The sequence below is a fragment of the Lentisphaera profundi genome (genome assembly GCF_028728065.1).
Taxonomy (GTDB): Bacteria; Verrucomicrobiota; Lentisphaeria; order Lentisphaerales; family Lentisphaeraceae; genus Lentisphaera; species Lentisphaera profundi.
This window is the reverse complement of sequence record NZ_CP117811.1, coordinates 66,407-92,192: the sequence shown is the minus strand read 5'-3', so window position 1 is coordinate 92,192 and position 25,786 is coordinate 66,407. Positions and strand designations below refer to the sequence as shown.

The following is a 25,786-nucleotide window of genomic DNA, read 5'->3' as shown; positions in this document are numbered from 1 at the left end:
ACGGGCTTTTAAAAAAATACGAAAATGAATTAGAGCTCAGTAATTTCGACTGTGCCTTTTTTCCCACCATCTCCACCATCGGAATTTTCTGTTAATGACATCTTACGGACCTCGACTGTCCCTTGAAATTCTCCAAGTAAAATTTTGATCGAAGGAATCTGATCTGAATTGGGATTTTTAGTGGCCGTAAATTCACAAGTATATTTTTTCCATCCTGGCTGAATATCTTTAGCTTTGTGCGCAAGCCCCAGAGTTACCAGTTTATTCTTAGTTTTATCTTTTGTTTTGCCTTTCTTTTTACCGGTCTGTTTTGTTGTACGTGCAATTATATTCACCATCCCCTCACCTTCGCAATTCATTTCAAAAGTGAGTAAATATTTCTTACCTTCTTTTAAATCAACTGGACCAATTAATCCATAATAATGGGATTCTGAGGTATGCTTTGTCGTGACTGAAAAAACCCCTTTTTTAATTACGGGCTTATAGGATTTATACTCATTATGAGGCTTTACCCACCAGTAATCATCGAACTTTTTAAAGCTTGGATCTTTGAACAATTCTTTTGCGAAAGAACTATTTCCTAAAAAAACTAGGGCCATGACTAAAGTAATTATACGCATATTTCTATCCTTCTGAATTAAAATTTTACAAAACTTAAAAAGCTCTGTCCTCCTTATTAATATCGTATACACCTACTAAAACTGACACGACAAATCTAGAAAATCCTCCTTTTTCTACAAAAAATCTTAGAGCGACTTCTAAGACTAAACGAGAAATCATTAAATCTAAGCTTTGAATACTGTACTAAATCGGGTGATTAATTTTCAATCCCCTTCAATGGCATTACTTTAGCGCGATTAAATTTATACGGAGATAAAATCATGGCTTTGTCCAACAAATACAGTGCTGCCGACAGCGAAAAAAAATGGCAGGAATTCTGGGATCAAGAAGGCATCTATGCCTTTGATGAACAATCAGATAAAGAAGTTTTTTCTATAGACACACCCCCACCAACAGTATCCGGCAAGCTTCACATCGGACACGTTTTTTCTTATACCCAAGCAGAAATCGTAGCTCGTTACCAACGCATGTTGGGTAAAAACGTTATGTATCCTTTTGGTTTTGATGACAATGGTTTACCCACTGAAATCCTCACCGAAAGAGAAAAAGGCATTAAGGGCTCAGAGATGCCTCGTGCAGAATTCGTTAAACACTGTGAAGAAGTTTCAGCTAAATACCGTTCTCAATTCAAAGAACTTTGGCAGAGTCTCGGTTTTTCCTGCGCATGGGGAAATGCCTACTCAACCATCAGCGAAAAGTCTCAGCGTATTTCACAACGTTCATTCCTTGATTTACTCCAACGTGATAAAGTTAAGTATAATGAAAGCCCTACACTCTGGTGTACGAAATGTCAGACATCTTTTGCTCAAGCAGAAGTTGATGATGTAAACAAGGGCACGATTTTTAACTACCTCAATTTTAAAAGTGCCGATGGTGAAGATATTCCTATTGCCACTACACGACCTGAGTTACTTCCTGGCTGTGCAGCCATGTTTATTCACCCTGAGAATGAAAAATATAAGCACCTCATTGGTCAAGATGCTATTGTACCCATTTTTGGTCACACAGTAAAAATTCTTGCCGACGAAAAAGCCGATCCGGAAAAAGGTACTGGTATTGTTATGTGCTGTACTTTTGGTGATGTAACCGATATCGATTGGTGGCGTGAACACGATTTAGAAATCAATGTTTGTTTGACCCTCGAAGGCCTCATGAATGAGCGCGCAGGTGAATACGAAGGCATGAGTATTGATGATGCTCGTTCTGCAATCATCGCAAAACTCAAAGAAGAAAACATTATTTTCAAACAAGAAGACTTAGCGGCTGAAACACGCGTTGTGAATACTCACGAACGCTGTGGTACTCCTGTTGAGTATCTTCCCACTAAACAGTGGTTCATCAAAGTTGTTGAACATAAAGAAGAACTTTTAGCTCAAGGCGAAAAAGTAAATTGGTTCCCATCATTCATGGGCAAACGCTACCGTGATTGGGTCGATAACCTCGGTTGGGACTGGGCTATCTCTCGTCAACGCTATTTCGGTGTTCCGATTCCCGTTTGGTATGCTCCTGACGGAACGGTTCTCCCTGCATCACCTGAGCAACTCCCTGTCAATCCACTTGTGGACAAGCCCCTTGATTGCAAAGGCTATGATCCTGAAACACTTATTCCTGAAGCAGATGTTCTCGATACCTGGGCTACTTCATCTAGTTCACCAGAATTGAACTCGCGCTGGGGTGAAGAAGATGAGCTTCCTCAAATTCGCCCTATGTCGATGCGTCCTCAAGCTCACGATATCATTCGTACTTGGGCTTTTTACACCATTGTGAAATCTTATTTCCAATTCAATGATGTGCCATGGAAAGATGCCGTGATTTCTGGTCACGTGATCAAAAAAGATGTTCAGGTTGAACAACAACAAGTCGAAGGTAAAGCCTTTGCACGTAAATCAAAAATCTCTAAATCAAAAGATGGCGATCGCTTCTCACCACTTGCGATGATCGCAAATCACGGTGCCGACCAAATTCGTTACTGGGCATCATCCGGTACTCTCGGTACTGATATTGCTTTTGATGAAGACGAAATCGAAGGCTCAAGTAAACTTCTTACCAAGCTTTGGAATTCCACTCGTTTTGCAGAAGGCTTTTTAGAGAATTTTGATGCTTCCGCTGCCATGCCTACTTTAACGGCCGTTGACAAATGGATTCTTACCCGTTTTGATGAAGTCATCAGCGCTTATCACAAAGCTTTTGAAAAGTATGAATTTTTCCCTGCGCGTAATGCCCTTGAACAATTCTTCTGGTCTGACTTCTGTGATAATTATATCGAAATGGTGAAGCACCGCCTTTATGGTGATGAAGCCGCTGAAGATGCCAAAGCCGCACGCTGGACGCTTTATCAAATCCAACTGGGAATCATTAAACTATTTGCTCCTTATATGCCTCATATTTGCGAAGAAATCTACCAAGATGTTTTCCGTGAACGCGAAGGTGATAAATCAGTTCATATCTCTTTACTTCCGAGTGTTGCTGCAGAAGCGATTTGCGAAACTGGAAAAAAAGCCGGTCTCGTACTCTTAGATCTCGTTACTTTAGTGAGAACTTATAAGTCCAAAAATAATTTCTCTATGAAGCTCGCAGTAGAAACTCTCACCGTGGAAGCCAGTGAAGACGATCAGCAACTTATTGATTTAATAGGTGAAGACCTTTGTGGTGTCTGCAAAATTTCTAAGCTTGTGAAAGCCGAAGTTGCCGATGCGTGGGAAGGTTCTAGCGAACGTTTTAAATTAGCCGTAAAAATGGATGAAGCGGCGCTATTAAGAACTGAATTAGTAGCTGATATCAAGAAAGTTATTCTTCCTATTAAGCAAGCTAATGGCCTCAAATCTAAATCACCTATCAAAGCTATCTCAGTAAAAGCTGAAGGGGATTACCTCAAACTTCTCCAAGCCGAACCCGGACAGTTAAAAGCTGCCGCTCGCGCTGAAGAAGTGAGCTTCAATAGCGAAGGTCTTGAGTACACAGAAGCACGAGAAGGTGTGGCAATCGCCCTCATCCTCGAGTAAATCTAAACTCTAGACTCAAAAAAAGGCTCTTCATTTCGAATGAGCCTTTTTTTGTGCTTAAAGTAATGGGAAAATTGTTTTGTAAGCACATATGATATAACTCTTATCGATCACAGCCTTTTTTTGGTGGAGTAGTCGTAAGCTAATAAATCATTTGACAAGCCCTTTGTGGAATGGCTTACCCCCCGCACAATTGTCTGTCATAGAGAATCTTGTGTGCTAAAATGAAGATGATCCGCACTAAGTTTTATGATTTGCGCCGCTTCCAGATCAATGCCAAAGGAGCTTTCACTTTTAAATGAGGGTATTTTACCCGAGGAACCGAAGCGCAGGTCTTTCTGACAGATATCCTGCGCAAGTAAGTAAGATCCAAAACAACCCTCAAAAAGACTGACTCCGAGGTGCTGGGCGAGTTGACTGCCCATTGCAGAGAGCAAGGCACTCTCGCCTACATGGCAGCCCATCATCAGACCAAGACCATTTTTGCGGCCGAGTTTCGCGATTTCGATAAGTGGCTCGACCCCGCCGCATTTTGATAGCCGTAAATTGAAAATATCACAGGCACCGAGTTTGATTAAATTTTCAGCTTGTTTAAGATTAGTCAAAGACTCGTCTGCAATGATGCGCATAGGCCCTGCCCGACGCAGTTCCGCGGCGGCTTCTTCATCTCCTACCGCAAGTGGTTGTTCGATTAGATCTACCCCGAAAGCGGCCGCTTGGCGCATAAATTCGAGTGCGGTTTCGAAATCGAAAGCGGCATTGGCATCAAGACGTAAAAGACATTTATCACCGAGGATTTTGCGAAGTATTGGCAACAAGTCGAGGTCATCGAGGCAAGATACTTTTAACTTCACTGAAGGCAATTGAAGATCGCAGTAAAACTTTGCGATTTTTATGATTGATTCTCTAGAACCAGAGCCTATCACACCACTAGAAAAAATATCCCTTCGCTTCGGATAACGTTCAGCGAAATGCTGATTGGATGCTTGTAATTCTAAATCGAGTAAAGCCGTGCTTACGAGGCAGCGCAGGCTACCCTGGACTTGCGGAGGAATATCGGGTAAGGCCGGCCACGCGATCTCAGCAAAATCCTTCTTCAAACTCCGGGCATCCTCGCCGGTAACATAATCACGCGGTAGAGCTTCACCCCAGCCCTCATTACCTTTATCATCGACTAATCGCAGCATGAATGAATCAGAGCTTTTACGCGATTTTTTACTATGTGAAAACGCTTGCTGAAAGGGGAGCTGAAGTTCATACAAATCCGCGCTCAGCAAGTTGTTTACTAAGCTTGTTTTTTTACAGTTTTTAATAGAAGACTCAGACATGATATTCCTCCCAGGGGAATTTATTATTGGCGGCATAATCGAGCAGTAAGACTTTGTATTGGCCCTCACGAATTCCACTACTGAGCTGTTCGCGTTTATAAGCTTCGTAAGCCCCGGATTTGAGCAGGCTTAAACGCAGTGGTTTGAGTCGTGTGCTAGCCCGTTTACTTTTATACTCAAGATTGATGTCCTGAAGCTGCTGATCGAGTGCGTTTGTGAGTGCCATCAGATCTGATTGAGCCGGGGCCTGTTCTTCCTGTTCGAGGTAAAGCCGATAAAAACACTCTTGCTCATCAGCCAACATAAGATAAAACTTCACCTGCAAGCTGTATGTTTCTTCAAGTTTCTGCATCGCTTCAATCAATTGCGATTCATAGAGCTTCTCACCAGTCATATTTGTGAATCCCCTGCCCTTTTGCACAAAATGTAGTGCGGGCGTCTTATCATACATTCCTGTAACAGTGATTATATCATTCATTTGATAGCGATACAGCCCCCACGAAGTCGTAATGAAAACATAGTAAAATTGGCCCTCGGTGACTTGATCAAGTAAAAGTATTTGCGGTGAATTCGACTCCCATTTATCTCGCTCGCAAAACTCATAAAAGACCGTGTTTAAATTGGGCAATTCAATCCCTTTGAGTGGGTCAATCACCAGGGTTCCATATAATTCGCTTGCCAGATAACCCAGATCGCAAGTCATCAGCTCAGTCGGTGCATTTTCCAAAAGAGCCTTGATCGAAATGCCACAGCTACCGCGGGTCCAAGTATTGATAAGACTCAAATAAGGCCAAATCTCAAAGATTTGCGCTCTGTGCAAATCTTGTAACTCCGCGGCTCGTTGAGGATCTTTCTTTAGCCAAGGCCTTATCTTAGACTGCAACTTTTGCGGTAGTTCATTCAAATAGTTACAGCCGCCATTATCAATATCCTGCAATAACTGTGCTTTATTAAGCATGAAGGTTTCACATATCTTGTGCAAGGTCGTCGGATTAGCGGTCCCCAGATAAGTGATACTTTTGTCCGCCAGAGCAATGCGAGTCATTATATAGTACTTGATGGGGTAATCTTCTATTTCAAAAACTTCAGGAGGCAAGACAAACTTTTTCTTCACCACCCAGGGCATACTGCCAGCGATTTGATGGGAGGCACTGCCAAATGGCAAGCCCGAAGGCATGAACCCTTCAATTTCTGGACTTACAATGGGTAGCACGTGACCGCTAAAACAATGGGGCTTGAGTTTGTATTGAAACCACACGGTGATCTGACGCGATATTTTCATGAACTTCAAAGACTCACGAGTGACGGGGATATATTTTGCCTTACCCGTTGTTCCGGAGCTTTGCTTATAGCTTATTACTTTTCCTGCGATGAGTGCTTTAGTATTATTTTCATCCTGCTGTTCGACATAAGGACGCAGGTCTTCATAATCGCTAATGGGAACACATTTCTGAAAATCTTCATAGTTTTCAATATTGGAGAATTTATATTTTTTGCCATAGTCCGTATTAGCATTGTTATGGCAAATACGTTTCATGAGTTCAATTTGATACTTCATCGGATTCGCGGTTCTCGCAAGAAAACCTTTCACCTGAATCATATAAATAAAATACATTTTTATGCGTAAAAGAAAATTTAACAGCAAGTCAATAAAGCCCATTGGTGATAGCTGCTTTTTATCGATGTCACTCAAAGGGGTGAGCATCTGAGCCGCAAAATCCTGGGGGTAATTTTTATTGAGTAAGCCCAGTTCACCAACTTGGCGTTCCCGTGGATAAAACCAGGTTCCAAAAAGTAAATCCCAGATAATGATATTATTTCCGTAATTATTATTTGATTCACTCACTTTGCGCGAATGATGCCAGCGGTGCAATTGAGGTCCGCTGATGATATAATTTAGAAAGCCCATTTCGACTTTAATATTGCAGTGTTGAAAAAATCCATTGACGGCGTAAAAAACGAAATACAAGCCAAGGACTTTTGGGTCGAGCGCAAGTAAAATAAAGGGCAAGGCATCAAATAAAAACTGCGTCACTTTTTCCAGGGGATGAAAGCGATTCACATTAAACCAGTAGAGCTTTGACGGCGCGTGGTGAACTGCGTGCAAACGCCAAAGGGGTTGCCAGCTATGAGCTAGGCGATGCAGCCAATAGCGCAGAAAGTCTGCCAGTAAAATCATGATGACAACTTGTAGGAGCACGGGCCAATAATGCGGCCAGAGTGCGCTGGGCGCATTAAAATTAGCTGTTAAGAGAAGCCATGTAAAACTGAAGGCGAGCATCCGCGCTAGCAGAACTTGAACTACTAGCATATAGGTCGCATCAGATTTGATCTCAGCAGAATTGGGCTTCCAAGTAGAATTATAAGGTCGGAAATTTTCGAAAAGGCAAATGACTAATGCCGCAAGTATCACGGGTGAATAAGTACTCAGAAGCAAGGACACGCCCATACTTTGCAAAGCAAAAAAAAGTACTAAGGAAAACGCCATAAGCGCGGGATAGATAGAGGCATTGAGTAATGAAACTTTACGCATGAGTGGCCTGCTTGTGGTGAATCCAGCCTAAATAAGTGAGATAAGCCGCTAGGACATAATGGAAATAAATAGATAAAAAGCTGGTGAACCAAACTGTATCAGACAAAAGGGTCAATCCGAGGATATGTCTAGCGATCATCGCAAAAAAGTAAACGAGGCCCAACATCAAGAATATTTTTCCTTTACTCATTTTTGCACTGAAGTTCCCCTCCCATAAACGTTTCACATTAATCAGCATCAGGTAAAGAATGATAAGCTGAAAAAAGAGTAGTAGCCCATAGGGGATGGTGGCACTGTGCCATTCCTCGAAATTTGGGATGATGGGCACATCAACATAGAATTCTACGAGCTGAGCACTGACGCGGCCTAGAAATAGTAGCGTGAGTAATAGCAGTATAAATGCCGCACGTTTATTCATGTGTATCATCTTTTTTCCAGGGCAGCAGCAGCAAATCCTTGACGCCTGCGTCAAAGCCTTCGCCAAGTGAATCTAGACCATACTCAACATCACGTGAATCAGCCTCTATCAGAGTGCCGAAAATACGATCCCAGAAGGAGAATATATTACCGTAATTTTGGTCGGTCCAGGGTTGTTTACGGTGATGATGGATTTTGTGTAGGTCGGGGGTCACAAAGATCAAAGAGAGCGGTCGGTTGAGCCAGGTGGGTACGGAAATATTGGCATGATTGATATAGGTGAAAAAGATCGTAAATAGTCGAAATGTAAAATAATAGGCCGCCGGAATCCCCAGCAGTACAAGCGCTATGAAAGAGTAAACTTCGCGCAGGAGATAATCAATCGGGTGATGGCGCGTACCTGAACTTGCATCGAGCTGTTCGTCACTATGATGAATCACATGAAACTTCCACATCCACGGAATTTTGTGCAGACATACATGAATTACATATTGAGCAATAAAATCGAGAATTAATACCGATAAGACGAACTCAAACCATAGTGGAAGTGAAATGATTTGCAGTAGCCCGAAACCACTAGACTGAAAAAAATCTAAGCCATAAACTAAAAAGAGTCCAAAGAAAAAGTTGATCAAAGACATCCATAAAAACAAGGATAAATTTGTAAGACCATGCCTTTTTTTATCGTAGTTGAATTTAAATAAAGGATTCCAAGTTTCGAGCAGCCAACATAAACTCAGTGAAAAAATCACTATGGCTAGCTTCTGCCAAGCAGGCATATTAAGGACTAAATCTAAAAATTCTCTCATTTATCACACATGTAAAATAAAGCCTGCCCTGAGGTGGTTTATTGAAAACATCCTTATATTATTTAGCATATACTAACATGATAATTCATAAATTAAATAAAGTCGATATTGATAGTCAATATTGACTTTATCAATGGTGAATGGAAGGAATCAACCCTTACATTATAATCTATTAAACAAGCTAATGGCCTCAAATCTAAATCACCTATCAAAGCTATCTCCGTAAAAGCTGAAGGTGACCACCTCAAACTTCTCCAAGGCGAACCAGGACAGCTAAAAGCTGCCGCTCGCGCTGAAGAAGTGAGCTTCAATAGCGAAGGTCTTGAGTACACAGATGCACGAGAAGGTGTGGCAATCGCACTCATCATCGAGTAAGCCTCGCCTCACTCCATAAAAAAAGCCTCCCATCGTGGAGGCTTTTTTTGTATAGTAAGCTGTTTTGTACAAATTTAGTTACTAATAGTTATAAATCATGGATCTCTTAACTCTGACTAACGCTTTCGAAATTAGTGATGACATGTAAATTATGTGCTGATGTCAAGTACGAGAAAAGTATGATCTGGGGGAGGAAGTCAAAATGAAATTAAAATATAAGTTTGAATTTAAATTTAAAAGTCGTGAAATTTTCAGGGTTTTAAATAAGAAAGTTAAAGAAATCAGCAGAGAATTTTCTGTTTTTGACGGCTATAATAAATTTTGGTTTAGGCAAGATGATGTTGATTTACTCGAGTTTTTAGAGCTTACTGCCCTTGTTGAAAAATATGAACTCCAAAGAAGTGATCGATTTTTTTTATGTGATAATGGGTATTACTCAGAGACAAAATTAGAATATGAAGATGCTGATAGGTTTTCTGCAGCTTATTTAAGCTTTTATACTAAAACTGAATATGATAGAGAGAAATACTATAACGAAATTATCGACAATGAGCTGATTTTTGAGAAAAAAAACTCTTGGTAATTTTAAAATTCTTCAAACAAATATTTTATATGATGGTTCATATGTTTTACTTGTGAAAAAGAAATTTGTTAAACTCTTCGAAAAAATGCTTTAAAGGGAGCGAGCTTTAAACCAGTTTTGGTTAAAGCCTTAACAGGTGAGACCAAACCAAGTCGATCTGTTTATTGGGCTATTATTGAAAACGATTTCAAAAAGTTTGAAACAATGTTTCGAGAAGAGATTAATGATAAATATTTACAGCGTGTTCCTGCATCAATTTCTCCTGATTTTACTCCAAAAATAAATGACCTTGATTTGTTTACGAAAGGTTGGGATACGTTCATGAGTCAAAAATTATACCGTGTATTATATGATAATGACTTGTTAAGTGATTCATCTTACAATTCTTACTGGGATATAGGTTTTTATGGTGGAGAAAGTAGTTCCCAAATCAAAAAAGAACTTGTCAAAGATGGTTATTACGATGAAGACTTAGATTCTTTATATCAGGAAAAATCTGATACAATGGCTGAAAGGAAAGCAAAAAGTGATAAAGACCCTGAAGTAATCGCTGCGAGAGCAACACGTGAAACCGAAAAACAAGTGAAAATGGCTGAACATCGTAAGAGAATGGAAAAACGTTTTGGCAAAAAGGAATCAAACAAAATCGAAATGAATTACTTCCAAGCAGATTTTGAATTTTTAGGCTGGAAACCACTTGATGATGCAAAATGTGATCTGACAGGTGAGCAAGGAATTTGTTTACGCCCGAATGTAAGTGCTTATAATGAATCATTTAAAGTGGATATTAGTGAGCACGAATTAAGAGATCTTGTCGAGCAGAACCATGCTGGGGATCATTTCTTTTATGTGCACCTTAATGCCATCGAAAAGGGAGTACTAAAAGTTATTCATGAAATTGATTACGATTTTCAAGAAGGGATGAACGAAGAAATCCTCGAAAAACTTAGTCGAACCCCACCTTATGAAAATGAGGGGCCTTGGTTTATGGAAAATGAAGATATCCTAACTTTCATTGGCATCTGGACTTCAGAAGATGTTAAAGAGAACTTTAAAACCAAAAAAGCACAAAAAGAATTTATAAATTCAATTAATGGTCAGTATCAGGAAGAACCTCTAACAATAGAAACTATGGATAAAGATGGACGTACAATCGTTTTTCAAAATTCTAAAGATCAAAGCTTATTTGCCCTCTACCAATACACTCATGGATTTTGATCGATTTAGGCATCTCCAATTATCTAATGGACAATCATTTTAGTCGCTATGGCTTTAAGTTTTGTTTTCTTGCCGTTCACATCTTCGATTTCTAAAGCCACTAAGACACCTTTTTTTGCCCAAGTGGGTAAAGTGTGAACAACACAGCCACCTTCTCGTATTTCTGTAACTTTTTTGTGGAAGCGTCTCGTGCACCCGGGAAAACTTAAAGATAAAATTTTATAGTCGGCCACAATCTTTTTGCCATCTTTCGCGGATAAATTGATGATGATATAGCGCTTCGATTTTTGCTCATCAGTGCTCGGCATCTTATTCACTATAATTTCTGCCTTGCTAATCGAGACAACTTGTTCACCCAAGTGAACTGACTCTTTGTATTGACTCATATCAAGTTTCGCCCAAGCTGAAACAGAGATAAAAAACACTATTACACATGATAGATATTTCATAGAACCACCTTTTTAAAACTATGACGAACAAATTGTCTTTTTATTACAAACAAAGTAAAGAAATCTAACTTTTCATAAAAAAAGCCCTCTCAAACAGAGGGCTTTTTGTGTTGATTATTATGAATGCCTTTAAGCTACAGAGGGAGGACTAAGTTCTGTTCCCGGTTTCTTTTTCATGACTCGAAAACCGAGGTAGATGAGTGCTGCCATCACTAGAATCACTGCCGCAATAGGAACAAAAATTGCGAGGAGTGTTACTCCGGTCGCACCTGCAAGTTCCCCTGCTGCCACAAGAGGGTTGCCTATACCACCGGTTGTCACTGTAGATGTCCCACGAACCACGGTGGTCACGGCCTGAACGGTTGCAGCTGCGCCGCCACCTGCAATCAATGCTAAAGACCATTTAAATAATGGGCTCATTTCTCCGGTCATTGCTCCGGTCAAAATTGTCCCCGCTACTATAGCGGCAGGTGCTGCAATCGTATCCAGTAGATTATCTACCCAAGGAACAAAATACGCGGCTACTTCAAAAATTGTGGCAATGAGTAAGACAATCATCGCCAAATCTCCGCCGAGCCATTCAAAACCAGAACTTAATTCCATGTGCCCTGCGCGTGAAGCCAAGCTAACTCCCAGCATCGGTACGAAAACTCTAAAACCACATGCGGCACTCAGTCCTATCCCAATACACAAACCCGTTAATAATTCTATTTCCATTTCTTTCTTCCTCTTAATTATCAATTACTTAAGATACCATAAAATCTTTGCTGATACAAGGACTCACAAAATTCTCGAAGTGAGTCCTTTAATTTTCACCTCATTCATACATATTAGGAATATATTAATTTTAATAACAACTAAGCCCCGATCACACTCTATGGAAAATCAAATTAGCTGTCCCAATTGCGAAACCACTATTGAATACGAAGTCGTCGATTCAATTCACGAACAAAGTTCTGCTATACAAGAACTCTTTGAAGGTTCACTCAACCGTGTAAATTGTCCCGCCTGTGCGATTGAATTTCACGTTCAAACTCCCATAACTTTCCGTAGTGATGATGGTCAATATATCATCTTTTACAAACCCCGCACTGAAGGCGAGGATTGGCGCGAAACTGAAAAACAAATGCAAATTGTCCTCGATGAAATGGCGTCGGAACTTCCTCCAGAACTCGACCCTGAAGCCAGATTAGTCCTCGACCGCAATCAGTTCATCGAAAAAATTGCTGCTTATATCAATAATATTGATGACCGTATTATGGAATATGTGAAATTCATTATGTATCGTAATGGCGATGTCGTATGGCCCTTGCAGGACCTTTACTATGATTTCAACACGACTAATCCCGATCACCTTGAGTTCACGATGATGACACGCCAGGCAGGCAATGCAGAAAAAACGCTCTCCATCCCCATGGAAGTTTATAAGCAATTTATCGATGATGAGCACCAGGAATTTGATCCCGACACAATTTTTCCTGGCCTCTATGTGCAAGTCGAACGCCTTGTAGATCAGTAATTTCATGGAAACGATCATCGATCAGCTAGATTCTTGGATCATCTACACCCTTCCCCTGCTTTCGCTTTTGTTCATTTTCAAAGGCCTAAAAATGTTCAAGGCCTTGTTAGCTATTGGCTGTGCTTTGAGTTTGGGTTTATTGGGTTGGTTACTCGGACTTCAGATCGATGAAAACGTTTTATGGATTCCCTGTACAATTGCGGCGATCGCAGCCATTTTTGGTCTTTGGCTCTCCAAAGTCGTACATTCTGCCGCCACCTTTATTTTAGGCTCATCTGTTGCCTTTATGCTCTATCCTTCCATACAGAGTTTTGTTCCTGATGATCCTAACTGGCTTCCTTTTGCCGCCACCGCAACGCTTTCACTCTTTTTTGGCATGATTGCCGCGATGATGAAAGATAAAGTGGTTGTACTGATCACCTCGATTTACGGTGCTGCTTTATTCACCCATAGTTTCTTTCTGATTTTATCTCTTCATGATATTTTGGATCAAGACTTGCTGACATCGCAATCAAAAACCTTTCATATTATCTGGCTCAGTTTATTTGTTATACTGACTGCCGCTGGACTCTTTAGTCAAGGAAAGAAAAAGTCGTAGATTATCCATCAAGATAGCGCAAGATAACTACCCCTAGCTCGACTAAGCTTGTAGAATACCTAGTGTACCTACAAAATTAATCGAGAAATGCTGATGGACATAAACTCTTTACTTTCAAAAAGTCGTCAAGGCGATACGGAAGCCTACCGCTTGATCATACGTGAGCTAGCGCCCTCGGTCCGTGCCTTTCTTTTATCGCGCCTCAATGACTATCATGCTGTAGAAGATATTTCCCAAGAAATCTTTGTGGCCGCCTACCGTTCCTTAGATAAATTTAACGGCCAGAGCCAATTTAAAACTTGGTTACTCAGCATAAGTCGCTTCAAACTAGCTGACCATATGCGTCGATCGTACTCTCAAAGCAACCTCAAAGCCACTTATCAAGAAGAGATACAAAATGTCTTAGCTCAGGAAGATGACAAGCTTTCACTTCCAGGGCCAGAGCGACTTGCAAGCCTGCTTAGCTGCCTCGAAAAACTACCCCTTGACGCCAAAGAAATTATTAAATCACGTTACTTTAATTCTGAGACCGTGATGGGTTTAGCCGAGAGACTCAATAGCAGTGAAAATGCCATAAGCTCTAAGCTTTTCCGCCTGAAGAAAAAACTCAAAACCTGTATAGAATTATCATGAATCAGCATCAAATACAATTAATAGAACGTTATCAAGATGATGAACTCAGCGAAAATGAACTCAATGAGTTTTTACAACTTTTAGAAGAGGATAATGATTTTCGTAGCGAGGCCTCTGCTGCCCTCGAAATCAAAGGTCTACTCAAGCTTTCTCAGCATCCTAAAACTGACAACTTAGAACAAGAAGTACTTTCGAAATTAGAGTGTGAAGATAATGATTTAGAAAATCGCGTTTTAGAAGAACTACATCAAGATAAAACACGGCGTTTCCCTAAGTGGTTAATCCCTGCTTTAGTTGCTCAAGTATTACTCATCCCCGCTTTTTTCTTCATGTTTCAACAACCCGCTCATCCAGAGCTAAAGATCGCTACAAAACCTGCTTTAATGGCTCATGTGAAGACTTTAGAGGGTTATAGTTTTATTGTTCGGGGCAAAGAGAAACTCAACCCTACTGAAAGTACGGAGCTTTTTTCAGGTGATCATATTTACGTTCAAGATAAAAGTAAGCTTAAGCTAAGTTATCTAGATGATTCAACACTGACCTTTTTCGATAGTTCTTTTGTACGCCTAAGTGAAATTGAGGGGCAGAAGAAAATCGAGCTCTTTTCGGGACAAATCAGCGCTGACGTAAAACCTCAAAAGAAAAAAATGCTCGTCACCACGGAGCACTCTACGGCAGAAGTTTTGGGCACTGTTTTTTCAATTTCCTCATCAGATGTATCCTCTTTACTTGATGTTCGAGAAGGCACAGTTCGTTTTGATAATGGACATAACTCCGTCATGGTTTCAGCGCAGCATTACGCGACTACCGAACAAGGGCAAGTACTCAAAGCCCTTGAAAATGATCGTCCCATCTATAAAAGTCCTTTAGTGGACTTAACGACTCCTAATCACATGGTCCCGATAAAAGTTGATATTAAAGGCGCGTCAAAGCTCTACCTCGTGGTGAGTAATGGTGGTGATAACAATCGCTTCGATCATGGTGCATGGATTTCCCCCATCATTAAAGGTCCTGCCGGCTCCTTAAGCCTGGCTGAAATCCCTTGGAATATTGCTAAATCAGGCGCCTATGGCATCACTATTAACCAGGGTGTACACCAGACTCCCTTAAAAGTGGAAGGGCAATTGTATGAGCAGGGGATTTTGGCCCATGCGACTTCCATTATCGCTTGGGATATCCCGGATGGTTATGATCAATTTGAAGCAATGGGGGCACTCTTAGATAGCGGTGCCTACCGAAAGCACAGCAATCCAGTCCCTAGTATGTATTTTGAGGTCTATACCAGTATGCCTGAAAAGAAATTAAAAACTTTGTTAATTCGCCGTCATCATTATTAGCTGCTGTCCATTAGGTGAAAAATTCTAAATTTAAAAAACTTTTTGTTGCTGCGCAAGATTCACACTTTTGCTGCGACTAAGTCGTAAACAAGCCCTTTAAAATTCAATTAAACCAACGGAGTTCATCATTGACTTATTTTTCATCTTTCCATAACAAGGTATCCCTTAGAAACTTTAGCGTCCTCTTATTTTTCTTGTTGGCCAGTTTTTCTTATGCTGAACAAAAAAAGATTCTCTTTCTTGCAGGTGCTAGAAGTCATGGTCCTGGTCAACACGAACATCGTGCTGGCTCGATGATCTTGGCTGATGCACTTAATAAATCTAATACCGGTTTCGATGCAAAAGTAATTCATGTTTGGCCCAAAGACGAAAGTGAATTTGATAATGCTGCTGCGGTGGTGATTTATGCCGATGCTGGCGGACGCCTCACTCAAGAAAAATTAGATCTGCTCGATAAAAAAGTAAAAGCTGGTATGGGCATCATGTTTATTCATTATGGTGTTCACCCCTCAAAGAAAATTGGTCAGGACTACTTCACTCCTTGGATTGGTGGATTTTTTGAAAAAGGATTTTCCGTCAACCCACATTGGACCGCTGAATTAATCCCCAAAGCAGATCATCCCGTTTCAAGAGGGATAAATAAACCCATAATTGCTAACGATGAATTTTACTATAACATGCGTTTCCCTAGTAAAGATCAATGCCAAGATTGTTACCCTCTTGCTCAAGCTACTTTGAAGCCTGAAAATGTAACTCTTTACAATAACCTGTGGCACAAAGTGGGCGATGATGGTTTTGGCAAGAAGCAAACGCTGATGTGGTGCCGTGATCCTAAAACTGCCGGCCGTGGCGTCGGCTTTACTGGTGGACACAACCACCGTAACTGGGCAATCCCTGGTTTTAGAAAAATGGTTCTCAATGCGATTGCTTGGGTGAGTCGTTCTGAAGTTCCTAAAGATGGTATTGCCTCCACCGATATCTCTCAAGAACAACTCAATGAAAATCTAGATAGCCAACCGAGGCAGCCTCTTACCGTTCCTACTGATGACGAATTCAAAACGCTCAAACCGATGTTACGTCCTGCTGATCCTCCTAACTACAATCAGAAAGCTCATTACGCACTCATCAAAAAAATAGCTGCAGAGGCCGCGAACAAGAAAGAAGAAGAAGAAGAAGAAGAAGAAGAAGTGACTAAACCTCATGTTGCGATCGAAAATTTTGATCTTCCAGAAGACCTCGAAATTACTTTATGGGCAGATTCCAAGCAACTCCGCAACCCAATTGCGATGGATATGGATGCTCACGGTCGTATGTGGCTTACCGAAGGAGTGAACTATAGGCGCAATAACGGTCGCGAGCCAAAAGGTGATCGCGTCATGGTCTTACAAGATAGTAATGGGGATGGAACAGCTGATAAAAGTCATGTCTTTGTCCAAGATAAAGAACTGATTGCCCCCCTTGGCTTAGCCGTTTTTGGCAATCGTATTGTCGTGTCTCAACCTCCCCATCTCTTAGTCTACACCGATGTCGATAATAACTTAATTTTCGATCCTTCCATTGATAAAAAAGAAGTTTTACTTACTGGCTTTAACGGTCAAAATCACGATCACTCTCTGCATTCTGTTATTGCAGGACCTAGTGGAAAATGGTATATTAACCAAGGAAATTGTGGCGCCCAAGTAACAGACAAATCCGGTAAAACTTTTCGCGTGGGATCATCGTATAAAAGTAAGGGTCCTGCTGATAGCTTAAAAATATCAGGACAAAAAAGTGATGATGGTCACGTTTGGGTAGGTGGCTTTATTGCTCGCATGAATCCAGATGGTACTCAAATGGAAATTGTCGGTCACAACATGCGTAACTCACATGAGCATACCGTAAATTCCATGGGAGAAATCTTTCAAAGTGATAATGATGATCCTCCCGCTTGTAGAAATGCTCATGTCTTAGAATATGGAAGTGCGGGGTTCTTTTCCCATAATGGTAAACTGTCTTGGGAATCAGACCGCCGCCCTGGTCAGTCCATTCCCGTTGCTCATTGGAGACAGGAAGATCCAGGCTTTATGCCTTCAGGTGACGTATACGGATCGGGTGCTCCCACAGGTGTCGCCTTTTATGAAAATGGCGCGCTCGCAAGTAAGTATAATGGTATGTATCTTGCTGCTGATGCCGGCCAAAGAACTATTTTTAAGTATTTTCCTAAAACTAATGGCGCTACTTATCAGCTCGAACGTGGCAACTTACTTAAAGCAAAAAATACCGCTGCTGCTTATAACTTCCGTCCTTCAGATATTGAAATTGGTGCCGATGGAGCGCTCTATGTGAGTGATTGGTATGACCCTCGCGTTGGTGGCCACGCTGACCAAGATGAGCAATTAGCAGGTGCTATCTACCGCATTGCACCCAAGAACTGGAAAGTGCCTTCGCTAAAGCCAGACACCAAATCTCTTAAAGGTTTAATTGAATTACTCAAAAGTCCCTCCGATAACGTGCGTTTCCTTGCGATCGAAGCTCTCAAAAAACAGGGGCCTAGTGCCATTCCTGAATTAAAAAATATGCTCAATGATCCCAACCCTTGGATTAGTTTACGCCCTATTTGGATCTTTCCTTTCTTAGGTGCCCAAGGTTTAAAAGAATGTGAGAGTCTTCTCAAATCGAATAATCCACAAGTTCGCCTCGTTGCTTATAAAGCTTTACGTCGAGCAGATCAAGAAATCCTTGCCTATGCTCAAGCTCTTTCTTCTGATCCTTCGGCACTCGTGCGTCGCGAACTGGCGACTTCACTGCGCAATCACAGCTTTAAGCAAAAATCAGCTATTTTAGAAACTCTATATGACTTATGGGATGGTAAAGACCGTGCCTATATGGAAGCCATGGGTTTAGCTCTTACTTATTCTGAAAGTGATTTCTGGAACTTAATTAATAAAAATGACGCTCCTGAATCATGGACTGAAAAATTCACTTACATGACTTGGCGCTTACATCCACCTCAAGCTATTCCCGCCTTATTGATCCGCGCTCAAGATCTTAAACTAAACGAAGAGCAACGTCGTTTCGCAATTGATACCATTGCCTTTACTGAAGGTGCTCTTGCTCCTGAAACAATGCTCAAAATCTATGAACTCAATACTCCTGAGAAGGCCTACGCACAAATGTGGTTTAATATTAATTTAGATGGGAATAAATGGGATGGTCTCATCGATCGCAACCTTATTGCCGATAAAGTTAATATTGTGAAACCAGGAAACCCGATGCCTTACACTCATCCCGACGCACCTAAGAAACGCCTCGTTCCTGCTATCGCCGAAATTAAAAAATTAAAAGGCCACCCACAAAAAGGAAAACTGATTTCAGCTCGTTGTTTAATGTGCCATAAAATTGCCGATCAAGGTCAAGCATTTGGTCCATCGCTCAATGGCTGGGGGAAACAACGTTCAAGCGATGAGATTCTCAATGCGATCATCAATCCAGATGCCGATATCGCTCATGGTTTTTATAGCTCTAGAGTTCTGCTCAAAAATGGGGAAGTTATTGATGGACTCGTCAAAAGTGGTGCAGAACGTGCTTGGCATTTTGTGAATATTAAAGGTGCGGATAGTTACCTCGTGATAAAAACTGCCGGTGGTACGACTCAGAAAATCTCCTGGCGCTACATAAAATCTGTTAAACAAGTTAAGCACTCAATGATGCTTTATCCCGAAGCCTTAGGCTTAACTCAAGCCCAAGATTTTGCGGATCTCGCAGCTTACCTTAAGTCTCTTTAACTAAGTTTAATTAGGATGTGTCGAACCATCTTCGACACATCTTATTGATGCCAATCTCATTGCTGAATTATCATAAATCCTGAAAAAATCATCTCATTATAAGCTTATATAATAAGCTTACACATATCCCATAAATCATTGATAATTATCTAAATATAATCTTTTTACGTGTTTCAAATATTAAATTTTAACTAATTATTTTAGCCTCTTCCGTAAGTCACACCTAAATACAATTAAAGATTTGTAGCACTTCTCAATTTTTCTTGTCACTTAGTTATATGCAAAATAGAATGATCAAGAAACCGTTCCACAAAAGGACCTTCTTGACTTAACACACTTATTTTAAAATTGTACGAGGACAGAGGGGGCGATATGAATAATTCCGATAATCAAGAACAAGTCAAGAAAAATACGCGAGGCGATCTGCTTAAACGACTCGACCTGCATACTACACTGCCTCCTTTGCAAAGGCGTAAAACTCAACTTGACATGATGCTCCCCAATAGCCTACGACTTCCTGGCCAAGAAACTCGCAATAACATCGAGCGTTTTAATACATCTGAAGGTGACGCTCCTCAAGCAGAAGAACTTTACCAAATCTATATTACTTGCGCTCAGTGTGAAGGGACGAATCTTTTTAAAACCAAAACTCTTTTTGAAAAAGTAAAGTGCCCCAATTGCTCCAGTCAATTTCGTGTCCCAGTTGAAACAGAAAAATTCATCTATGATAAACACATTTATGAAAGTGACTTTATCAATATTTTTCGCGCTCAAAATAAAGAAACCGATTTTTATGGCGACGTCGTGGTTTATGAAAAAATTGATACCTCTGCGTCGCTATCTAACTTAAAAGATATCCTCACAGATTATGCCGTCCTTGAGGTAAACAATTATCTTTCTCCCCTGCATTATACTGAGGATGATGGTGCCTATTATATTAGCCGTGAGAATGCGTCTTATAGAATGAACCTCTACTTGAGCAAGTTTGGAGCTTTGCCAAAAGAACAAGTGGCTCAAGTACTTAGCCAGATTTGCCAAATTGCTGAAGACTTGTCTGACCATAGTTGTTATGGCGCTTTTTTAGCCTCTGATGTCATGCTCACTGTGGATGGCACCACTAAGCTTTGTGACTATGGTTTACGTGAATCTTTGTTGTCTCGCATGAAAATTAACAAAGCTATCCCCCCTTACTTTCTCGCTCCTGAAGCCGTGTTAAATAAAGTTCATACACGTGCATCTGCGGTTTATTCACTAGGGATTCTTGCGATAGCCTTTATTTCAGGTGAGTACCCATTTTTAGAAAATAATCCACACAATCTACTCATTGAGCGCATCACCTACCTAGAAGAATTTAAAGACAAAAACTTACCGGCATTTGTTCGACTTATGATTGATCAAGATCCCGAAAACAGGCCCAATTTTTCCAAATGTCGAGAATACTTCTCTCGCCTTCACAGACAAAATCTTCGTTAAGATAAATCATACAGTAAGCCTTAATTCTGAATAATTGTATCAATTCCTATGCCATGAAATAATTCTCATTAGCTCAGGTAGAATAAACAAATGAGAGTATTTTGTAAAAGAATTAATTAATGGCCTTAAAAATATGACTCTCAACACCGAAAAAATACTCAAAGTAACTCAATTCTTCTTTATGATTATTGGCATTATGACTTCCTGCTTAGCAGGACTCTTCTTTTTGCTCATTATCTTAATAGCTAGCGCTAGCTCGAATACCCCAAGCCCCGAAGTCCCCCCAGTAAGTACAGAATTTTTTCCCTTACAATAATGGGGATTTGATCAGTTCTCTATTTAAGAACATTTCATCACCAACAAACTTCTAGCGCTGGCGCTCTTTTCGGTAACGGCTATCAATAAGCTTGAGTTTTGAGTCGCGATCAAGTTCGTACACATCATAATCACGCGCCATGTGCAATGGCCCTTCAAAATTTTCTTTCGCTTCATCTTCAATTTCATCCACACACTTCATGCCCTTGCGCGGCTTCGTTAGAAATCTCGGACTAATATGTGTAAGTACAAGGTTTTTAACCTCGTTCTCAGCTGCAATAAGAGCCACTCTTTTCGCTGTGGAATGGCGGCTCTTGAAACTCAAGCTCGCCAAGGCTTCTTCAGTATGAGTCGCTTCATGAATCATCACCGCTGCCTTATTTAAAGCCTCACCAAAGAGTTGGGGCCGATCATTATCTCCACCAATGAGTGCCGTTCTTCCTTCTTGGCTTTTCCCGACATAATCTCGACCATCAATTTCTCGACCATCGTCAAGAGTAATTTGCGCGCCATCTTTAAGCTGAGAGTAAATCGGTCCAGGGGCAATCCCATCGGCTTTCGCTTTAGCAGAATCAAAAACTCCAGGGCGTTCTTTTTCTTTAATGACATAACCCCAAGAAGGCACATCATGTGAGAGCCGCACGTTCGAAATAGTAAATTCATCATCAGAAAAAAGTTCACCTGCCTCATCAAATTCAGTAAATGTTAAAGGCGCAGATAGATTTACATACGACAGTTTGAGAACTGTGTGAATCATTTCTTTAATGCCTTTTGGACCATAAATATGAACAGCCTCTTCGCCACCACTCATTAATCCGCGACTGGTTAATAAACCAAAAAGCCCATAACAGTGATCGCCATGCATGTGAGTAATGAAAATTTTATTCATCTTTGGCAGAGATAAAGTCGATCGTAAAAGTCTTTGTTGAGTCCCTTCGCCACAGTCAAACAACCACCAGTTTTTACGCCCTCGGGGCATGAAACCCAAAGCCGTAACGTTGCGCTCGATTGTCGGGCTTCCTGCCGAAGTCCCCAAGAAATGAAATTGCAAAATAATACCTCTGCTTGTATACTTTTGTTCACACAATAAACACACTGCGCATCTTTACAAATACACGAGTTCAAGCATGACTAATTTTGATTACCTTCCCGATCGCCAAAATACCGGATCCTATAAGTGGGATAAATATAAAAATACCGACATCATTCCCCTGTGGGTTGCCGATATGGATTTTGTTTCTGCTCCATGCATTAGCGAAGCAATTATTGAATCCGCTCAGTTTGGCGTCTTTGGTTATTCTGAAGCAACTGATCGTTGCAATCAAACTTTTATTGATTACGTTCATGAACATCATCAAATAAAGCCCGAAGCTCGTGAACTCTTTTGGCTGCCGGGACTCGTTTGTGCCTTACACGCCGTGTGCCGTGCCTACACTCAACCCGGTGATGAAGTCATTACCTTCACACCGATTTACCCTCCTTTTCTCTATGCACCGGTAAACTCTGGCGCAAAAACCGTCCAAGTTCCCTTAAACGAGAATGATTGGCGTCCAGACATGCAAAAACTCAGAGAGGCCATCACCAAAAAAACTAAAATAATTTTGCTTTGTAATCCTCATAACCCCGTGGGGATTTGTTTTAGTAAAGAAGAACTTGCCGAACTCGCAAAAATATGTCTAGAAAACAATATTATTCTCTGTTCAGATGAAGTTCATTGTGACCTCATTTTAGATAAGAAGCAAGTACATCATAGCATCGCTACCATCTCAGACGAGATTGCTCAGCAGTCCATTACACTCATGGCTCCTAGTAAAACCTGGAATATTGCTGGCTTGGGCTGTTCCATCGCCTATATCCCCAATGATTCTCTTCGTAGAAAATTTATCCGTGAATGCCGTGGTAAAATTCCTGAAACTAATTTATTGGGCTTAGTTGCTGGTGAAGCCGCTTATCGCGATGGTGAACCTTGGCGCTTGGAAGTCCTTGACTACCTCAGAGAAAATCTAAGTAGACTCGAAGATTTTGTTCAAACTCAGCAAGGAAAAATCACCATGATCAAGGCTGAAGCTACCTATTTAGCTTGGATCGATTTTCGCAAGAGTGGTTTGAATAATCCCCCAAAATATTTGGAAGCTGCCGGGGTGGGACTTTCCGATGGTAAAGACTTTGGCCTCGACGGTTTTATGCGCTTAAACTTCGCCTGCCCTAAAAGCCTCCTCGAAAAAGCTTTAGCTAGGATTTCTGATTGCCTCAAGGAAAGCTAAAATTTGCATTTGTGTATCTCTGTAACTCTGTTAAGTTCACCGCATCAAATATGAGGGATGAATGAAATATATAAAATGTTTTAGTTTACTTGTACTAGCCTATTTACTCTATGCTTGTACAAGTTCTTACAGTCCCAATTCTTCTGTCCATAAGCCCTACACACCCTCCATACCAACTCCTCCTGCGCCCATAAAACTTCCCGATGCACCAGAGCCTACTCCAGAGGAACCCACTCAAGCCACTCCGAATTACTTAATTCACATTGTCAAAAAGGGTGAAACCTTAACCGCTATAGCCAAACGCTACCGTAGTTCTGTCAATTCCATTGTTCGCACAAATAAATTAAAATCTAGCACTATAAATATCGACCAAAAGCTCTATATCAATAGCGCCTACAATCCCTACAAAAAGTCCAAAAAGAAACCGACCCTTCCGGGACAAGTGAAAGTAGTTCCCCGTAGTCAATGGTGTCAGTACAATATGAAGAGCAATGTCAACCCCATGGGACATATTAAAAAAATTACCGTTCATCACACAACTGCACCCGCTAATTTAGCAAAAATGAGTGATGTTACATACCTCAATATCATTGAGAAAACACACCAAAAGAAAAATTGGGCCTCGATTGGCTATCACTATATCATTGGTCGTGATGGCACTATATACCAAGGCCGTCCGATTAAATACCAAGGTGCTCATGTCAGTGGTGCCAACTCCAATAACATCGGTGTTTCGCTTATTGGAGATTTCAATAAAAAGCTTCCCAATAGCAAACAACTCGCTTCCCTCAACACTATGTTAGGTTACTTACGCAAAAAGTATCAACTTCCTGCAACCAAAGTATACGGTCACAAACACCTCGGACAATCAGAATGCCCTGGTCGCCAACTAGAAAAATGGCTGCTTCAATACCGAAAGAAGTGATTCGTATTTTCGACTTAGCCTAAAACTCTGACCAAGGGTAGATTAATCTGCGACCTTTCGAAGGAAAATAAATGGCCTTTATTCGTGAATCAAGTACGAGTCACTAGTCCATTAAAACATTGATTATCATCATCAATAAACAAAACCGCATATTCAGGCGATGTGAACGGAGCTTCTTTAAAAGCTTTAATCAATTGCTCAATCTCGTCACTTCCAATACTCCTATGACAGGAGCCGTATACCTCAAAAGATAAAGCTTTTGTTCCTCCGCATTTGCCACCATCTGAGGTGCAACGAAAATCCAATCCTGTTTTCTTATTAATGTACTCAATTGCCTCTTCATCATAAAAAGTACTAATCATCATATCGGTAGTATTTGCCATAATTAGCCCTCAAATTCCTTATATTTAAAATTTCTTTTTACACTTAGCGATATTAACAAATTGGCAAATGGCTTTTTCGCTTAAGAAATATAAAATTTGACCTCATAAAAAATATTCCCCCGCAGTGGCGAGCACCTTAACGAATGACAGCTTCTCCGGCCCCTTTCATTACTTGCTCGACTTCATCCAGTCGTGCACTTGAGGTATCACCTGGAGTGGTCATCGCCAGCACACCATGGGCCGCCCCATAATCCACCGCCTCCTGCAAAGCCCCTCCTTTTAAGAGTCCATAGATTAAACCTGAGGCAAAGCTATCTCCACCTCCCACACGATCCAACAACTCTAAATTCTTATAATGAGATGATTCCACTAAGCCCTGCTCAGGTGACCACGCAATGGCGCGCCAATCATTGATCGTAGCACTCTTCACTTCGCGCAGAGTCGTAGTAATTACCTTTAAATCCGGGAACTTAGCCGCCGTTTTTTCAAAAATATTCGTCAGTTCCTTTTGATTCAATTTATTTAAATTGAGATCGATAATAGCACTATCTAAACTCATACCCATAATCACATCGGCATAATTACTAATCTCTCGATTAAGTTCTTGCGCAGCCTCAACCCCACCCCGATCACTCCAAAGGGAAGCGCGATAATTAGGGTCATACGAGACTTTCGTACCATACTGCTTGGCAATTTTAACCGCCTCTAATGCCACTTCTTTTGAACTATCAGATAAGGCGGCAAAGACCCCTCCCGTATGAAACCAACGCACCCCGTCTTTTCCAAATATTTTATGCCAATCAATATCGCCTGGCTTCAAACGAGAGATCGCCGTATCCCCACGATCCGACGTCCCGAGCGATGACCTGAAACCAAAGCCTCGTTCCGTAAAATTGAGCCCATTACGCAGCCCTCGCTCATCGGACGGCAAGTGCTTAAGATAAGTCATATCCACGCCACCTTGGTAGATGAGGTCTTCGATCAAGTATCCGATATCATTATCAGCTAGGGCAGTGACTATAGCCGCACGCTGATTAAAACAACGATGCAGGCCTCGTGCCACATTATACTCGCCTCCACCCTCCCAAGCTTTGAATTGACGTGTATTGCGCACCCGTTCCTCGCCAGAATCAAGGCGCAACATAACTTCGCCTAATGAGAGAATATCGTAGCTGCAAACTTCTTTAGTTTTCATCTTCATGTGACTTATCCTTGATTATGAACTGCTCATTAACTTAAC

General features: G+C 41.0%; 21 protein-coding genes. 11 read left to right on the top strand and 10 right to left on the bottom strand.

The annotated features are described in order from the left end of the window. Positions 1-29 precede the first annotated feature (29 nt). Entirely contained in the window at positions 30-620 is a 591-nt protein-coding gene (locus tag PQO03_RS00375) for a hypothetical protein (protein ID WP_274150488.1), read from the bottom strand. Positions 621-881: 261 nt separating this feature from the next. On the opposite strand from PQO03_RS00375, the gene PQO03_RS00370 reads away from it, so the two are divergent. Then, the gene (locus PQO03_RS00370) at positions 882-3,623 is read left to right on the top strand and encodes a valine--tRNA ligase (protein ID WP_274150487.1); all 2,742 of its coding nucleotides are present in this window, start codon (positions 882-884) and stop codon (positions 3,621-3,623) included. A 200-nt stretch (positions 3,624-3,823) separates the two neighbouring features. Here PQO03_RS00370 and PQO03_RS00365 read toward each other — a convergent pair whose 3' ends face one another. The 4 genes from PQO03_RS00365 to PQO03_RS00350 are packed head-to-tail and all read right to left on the bottom strand — an operon-like array spanning position 3,824 to position 8,710. Next, positions 3,824-4,951, bottom strand: coding sequence for an enolase C-terminal domain-like protein (locus PQO03_RS00365; protein ID WP_274150486.1), 1,128 nt, complete (start codon positions 4,949-4,951; stop codon positions 3,824-3,826). Further along, the gene (locus PQO03_RS00360) at positions 4,944-7,484 is read right to left on the bottom strand and encodes a GH3 family acyl-acid amido synthetase (protein ID WP_274150485.1); all 2,541 of its coding nucleotides are present in this window, start codon (positions 7,482-7,484) and stop codon (positions 4,944-4,946) included. Before PQO03_RS00360 ends, PQO03_RS00365 begins: the two co-directional genes overlap by 8 nt. After that, complete coding sequence (locus PQO03_RS00355; protein ID WP_274150484.1) at positions 7,477-7,902, bottom strand: hypothetical protein; 426 nt, start codon at positions 7,900-7,902, stop codon at positions 7,477-7,479. Before PQO03_RS00355 ends, PQO03_RS00360 begins: the two co-directional genes overlap by 8 nt. Next, positions 7,895-8,710, bottom strand: a complete 816-nt coding sequence (locus PQO03_RS00350; protein ID WP_274150483.1) for a sterol desaturase family protein — start codon at positions 8,708-8,710, stop codon at positions 7,895-7,897. Before PQO03_RS00350 ends, PQO03_RS00355 begins: the two co-directional genes overlap by 8 nt. A gap of 577 nt (positions 8,711-9,287) precedes the next feature. On the opposite strand from PQO03_RS00350, the gene PQO03_RS00345 reads away from it, so the two are divergent. Then, positions 9,288-9,668 carry a hypothetical protein gene (locus PQO03_RS00345; protein WP_274150482.1) on the top strand — a complete coding sequence of 127 codons (381 nt, stop codon included), beginning with the start codon at positions 9,288-9,290 and terminating at the stop codon, positions 9,666-9,668. Between the two features lie 117 nt (positions 9,669-9,785). Then, positions 9,786-10,886, top strand: coding sequence for a hypothetical protein (locus tag PQO03_RS00340; RefSeq protein ID WP_274150481.1), 1,101 nt, complete (start codon positions 9,786-9,788; stop codon positions 10,884-10,886). Between the two features lie 23 nt (positions 10,887-10,909). Here the strand turns inward: PQO03_RS00340 and PQO03_RS00335 are convergent, their stop codons facing one another. Then, positions 10,910-11,335 carry a hypothetical protein gene (locus PQO03_RS00335; RefSeq protein WP_274150480.1) on the bottom strand — a complete coding sequence of 142 codons (426 nt, stop codon included), beginning with the start codon at positions 11,333-11,335 and terminating at the stop codon, positions 10,910-10,912. A 129-nt stretch (positions 11,336-11,464) separates the two neighbouring features. Then, positions 11,465-12,046, bottom strand: a complete 582-nt coding sequence (locus tag PQO03_RS00330) for a DUF4126 domain-containing protein (RefSeq protein WP_420792870.1) — start codon at positions 12,044-12,046, stop codon at positions 11,465-11,467. 166 nt (positions 12,047-12,212) lie between these two features. On the opposite strand from PQO03_RS00330, the gene PQO03_RS00325 reads away from it, so the two are divergent. The 6 genes from PQO03_RS00325 to PQO03_RS00300 all read left to right on the top strand — a co-directional run bounded on the left by PQO03_RS00325 (position 12,213) and on the right by PQO03_RS00300 (position 20,659). After that, the gene (locus PQO03_RS00325; protein WP_274150478.1) at positions 12,213-12,854 is read left to right on the top strand and encodes a CpXC domain-containing protein; all 642 of its coding nucleotides are present in this window, start codon (positions 12,213-12,215) and stop codon (positions 12,852-12,854) included. A 4-nt stretch (positions 12,855-12,858) separates the two neighbouring features. Then, a complete protein-coding gene (locus PQO03_RS00320) occupies positions 12,859-13,452 on the top strand; it encodes a hypothetical protein (protein ID WP_274150477.1) in 594 nt (197 codons plus the stop codon). Between the two features lie 93 nt (positions 13,453-13,545). Further along, positions 13,546-14,085 (top strand): RNA polymerase sigma factor, encoded by a 540-nt coding sequence (locus PQO03_RS00315; protein WP_274150476.1) that lies wholly within the window; start codon positions 13,546-13,548, stop codon positions 14,083-14,085. Then, entirely contained in the window at positions 14,082-15,422 is a 1,341-nt protein-coding gene (locus tag PQO03_RS00310) for an NPCBM/NEW2 domain-containing protein (protein WP_274150475.1), read from the top strand. The genes PQO03_RS00315 and PQO03_RS00310 overlap by 4 nt, the downstream gene beginning before the upstream one ends. Before the next feature lie 128 nt (positions 15,423-15,550). Next, a complete protein-coding gene (locus PQO03_RS00305) occupies positions 15,551-19,186 on the top strand; it encodes a PVC-type heme-binding CxxCH protein (protein ID WP_274150474.1) in 3,636 nt (1,211 codons plus the stop codon). Positions 19,187-19,558: 372 nt separating this feature from the next. Continuing rightward, positions 19,559-20,659, top strand: coding sequence for a protein kinase (locus tag PQO03_RS00300; protein ID WP_274150473.1), 1,101 nt, complete (start codon positions 19,559-19,561; stop codon positions 20,657-20,659). Positions 20,660-21,026: 367 nt separating this feature from the next. On the opposite strand, the gene PQO03_RS00295 is transcribed toward PQO03_RS00300, so the two are convergent. Beyond that, positions 21,027-22,025, bottom strand: coding sequence for a ribonuclease Z (locus tag PQO03_RS00295; protein WP_274150472.1), 999 nt, complete (start codon positions 22,023-22,025; stop codon positions 21,027-21,029). Between the two features lie 76 nt (positions 22,026-22,101). Here PQO03_RS00295 and PQO03_RS00290 point away from each other — a divergent pair, with 76 nt between their 5' ends. Both PQO03_RS00290 and PQO03_RS00285 read left to right on the top strand, forming a co-directional pair. Continuing rightward, the gene (locus PQO03_RS00290; protein WP_274150471.1) at positions 22,102-23,238 is read left to right on the top strand and encodes a MalY/PatB family protein; all 1,137 of its coding nucleotides are present in this window, start codon (positions 22,102-22,104) and stop codon (positions 23,236-23,238) included. A gap of 61 nt (positions 23,239-23,299) precedes the next feature. Continuing rightward, on the top strand, positions 23,300-24,163 hold the full coding sequence (locus tag PQO03_RS00285) for an N-acetylmuramoyl-L-alanine amidase (RefSeq protein ID WP_274150470.1): 864 nt from the start codon (positions 23,300-23,302) through the stop codon (positions 24,161-24,163). An 89-nt stretch (positions 24,164-24,252) separates the two neighbouring features. Here PQO03_RS00285 and PQO03_RS00280 read toward each other — a convergent pair whose 3' ends face one another. Together PQO03_RS00280 and PQO03_RS00275 are read right to left on the bottom strand one after the other, a co-directional pair. Next, on the bottom strand, positions 24,253-24,546 hold the full coding sequence (locus tag PQO03_RS00280; protein ID WP_274150469.1) for a hypothetical protein: 294 nt from the start codon (positions 24,544-24,546) through the stop codon (positions 24,253-24,255). 136 nt (positions 24,547-24,682) lie between these two features. Continuing rightward, positions 24,683-25,756 (bottom strand): sugar kinase, encoded by a 1,074-nt coding sequence (locus PQO03_RS00275; protein ID WP_420792869.1) that lies wholly within the window; start codon positions 25,754-25,756, stop codon positions 24,683-24,685. Between the last annotated feature and the right edge of the window lie 30 nt (positions 25,757-25,786).

Bases quoted from the DNA above. Each gene is read 5' to 3' on its own strand.
- PQO03_RS00375 (WP_274150488.1), bottom strand. From the start codon at position 620: ATGCGTATAATTACTTTAGTCATGGCCCTAGTTTTTTTAGGAAATAGT.
- PQO03_RS00370 (WP_274150487.1), top strand. From the start codon at position 882: ATGGCTTTGTCCAACAAATACAGTGCTGCCGACAGCGAAAAAAAATGG.
- PQO03_RS00365 (WP_274150486.1), bottom strand. From the start codon at position 4,951: ATGTCTGAGTCTTCTATTAAAAACTGTAAAAAAACAAGCTTAGTAAAC.
- PQO03_RS00360 (WP_274150485.1), bottom strand. From the start codon at position 7,484: ATGCGTAAAGTTTCATTACTCAATGCCTCTATCTATCCCGCGCTTATG.
- PQO03_RS00355 (WP_274150484.1), bottom strand. From the start codon at position 7,902: ATGAATAAACGTGCGGCATTTATACTGCTATTACTCACGCTACTATTT.
- PQO03_RS00350 (WP_274150483.1), bottom strand. From the start codon at position 8,710: ATGAGAGAATTTTTAGATTTAGTCCTTAATATGCCTGCTTGGCAGAAG.
- PQO03_RS00345 (WP_274150482.1), top strand. From the start codon at position 9,288: ATGAAATTAAAATATAAGTTTGAATTTAAATTTAAAAGTCGTGAAATT.
- PQO03_RS00335 (WP_274150480.1), bottom strand. From the start codon at position 11,335: ATGAAATATCTATCATGTGTAATAGTGTTTTTTATCTCTGTTTCAGCT.
- PQO03_RS00325 (WP_274150478.1), top strand. From the start codon at position 12,213: ATGGAAAATCAAATTAGCTGTCCCAATTGCGAAACCACTATTGAATAC.
- PQO03_RS00320 (WP_274150477.1), top strand. From the start codon at position 12,859: ATGGAAACGATCATCGATCAGCTAGATTCTTGGATCATCTACACCCTT.
- PQO03_RS00315 (WP_274150476.1), top strand. From the start codon at position 13,546: ATGGACATAAACTCTTTACTTTCAAAAAGTCGTCAAGGCGATACGGAA.
- PQO03_RS00310 (WP_274150475.1), top strand. From the start codon at position 14,082: ATGAATCAGCATCAAATACAATTAATAGAACGTTATCAAGATGATGAA.
- PQO03_RS00300 (WP_274150473.1), top strand. From the start codon at position 19,559: ATGAATAATTCCGATAATCAAGAACAAGTCAAGAAAAATACGCGAGGC.
- PQO03_RS00290 (WP_274150471.1), top strand. From the start codon at position 22,102: ATGACTAATTTTGATTACCTTCCCGATCGCCAAAATACCGGATCCTAT.
- PQO03_RS00285 (WP_274150470.1), top strand. From the start codon at position 23,300: ATGAAATATATAAAATGTTTTAGTTTACTTGTACTAGCCTATTTACTC.
- PQO03_RS00280 (WP_274150469.1), bottom strand. From the start codon at position 24,546: ATGGCAAATACTACCGATATGATGATTAGTACTTTTTATGATGAAGAG.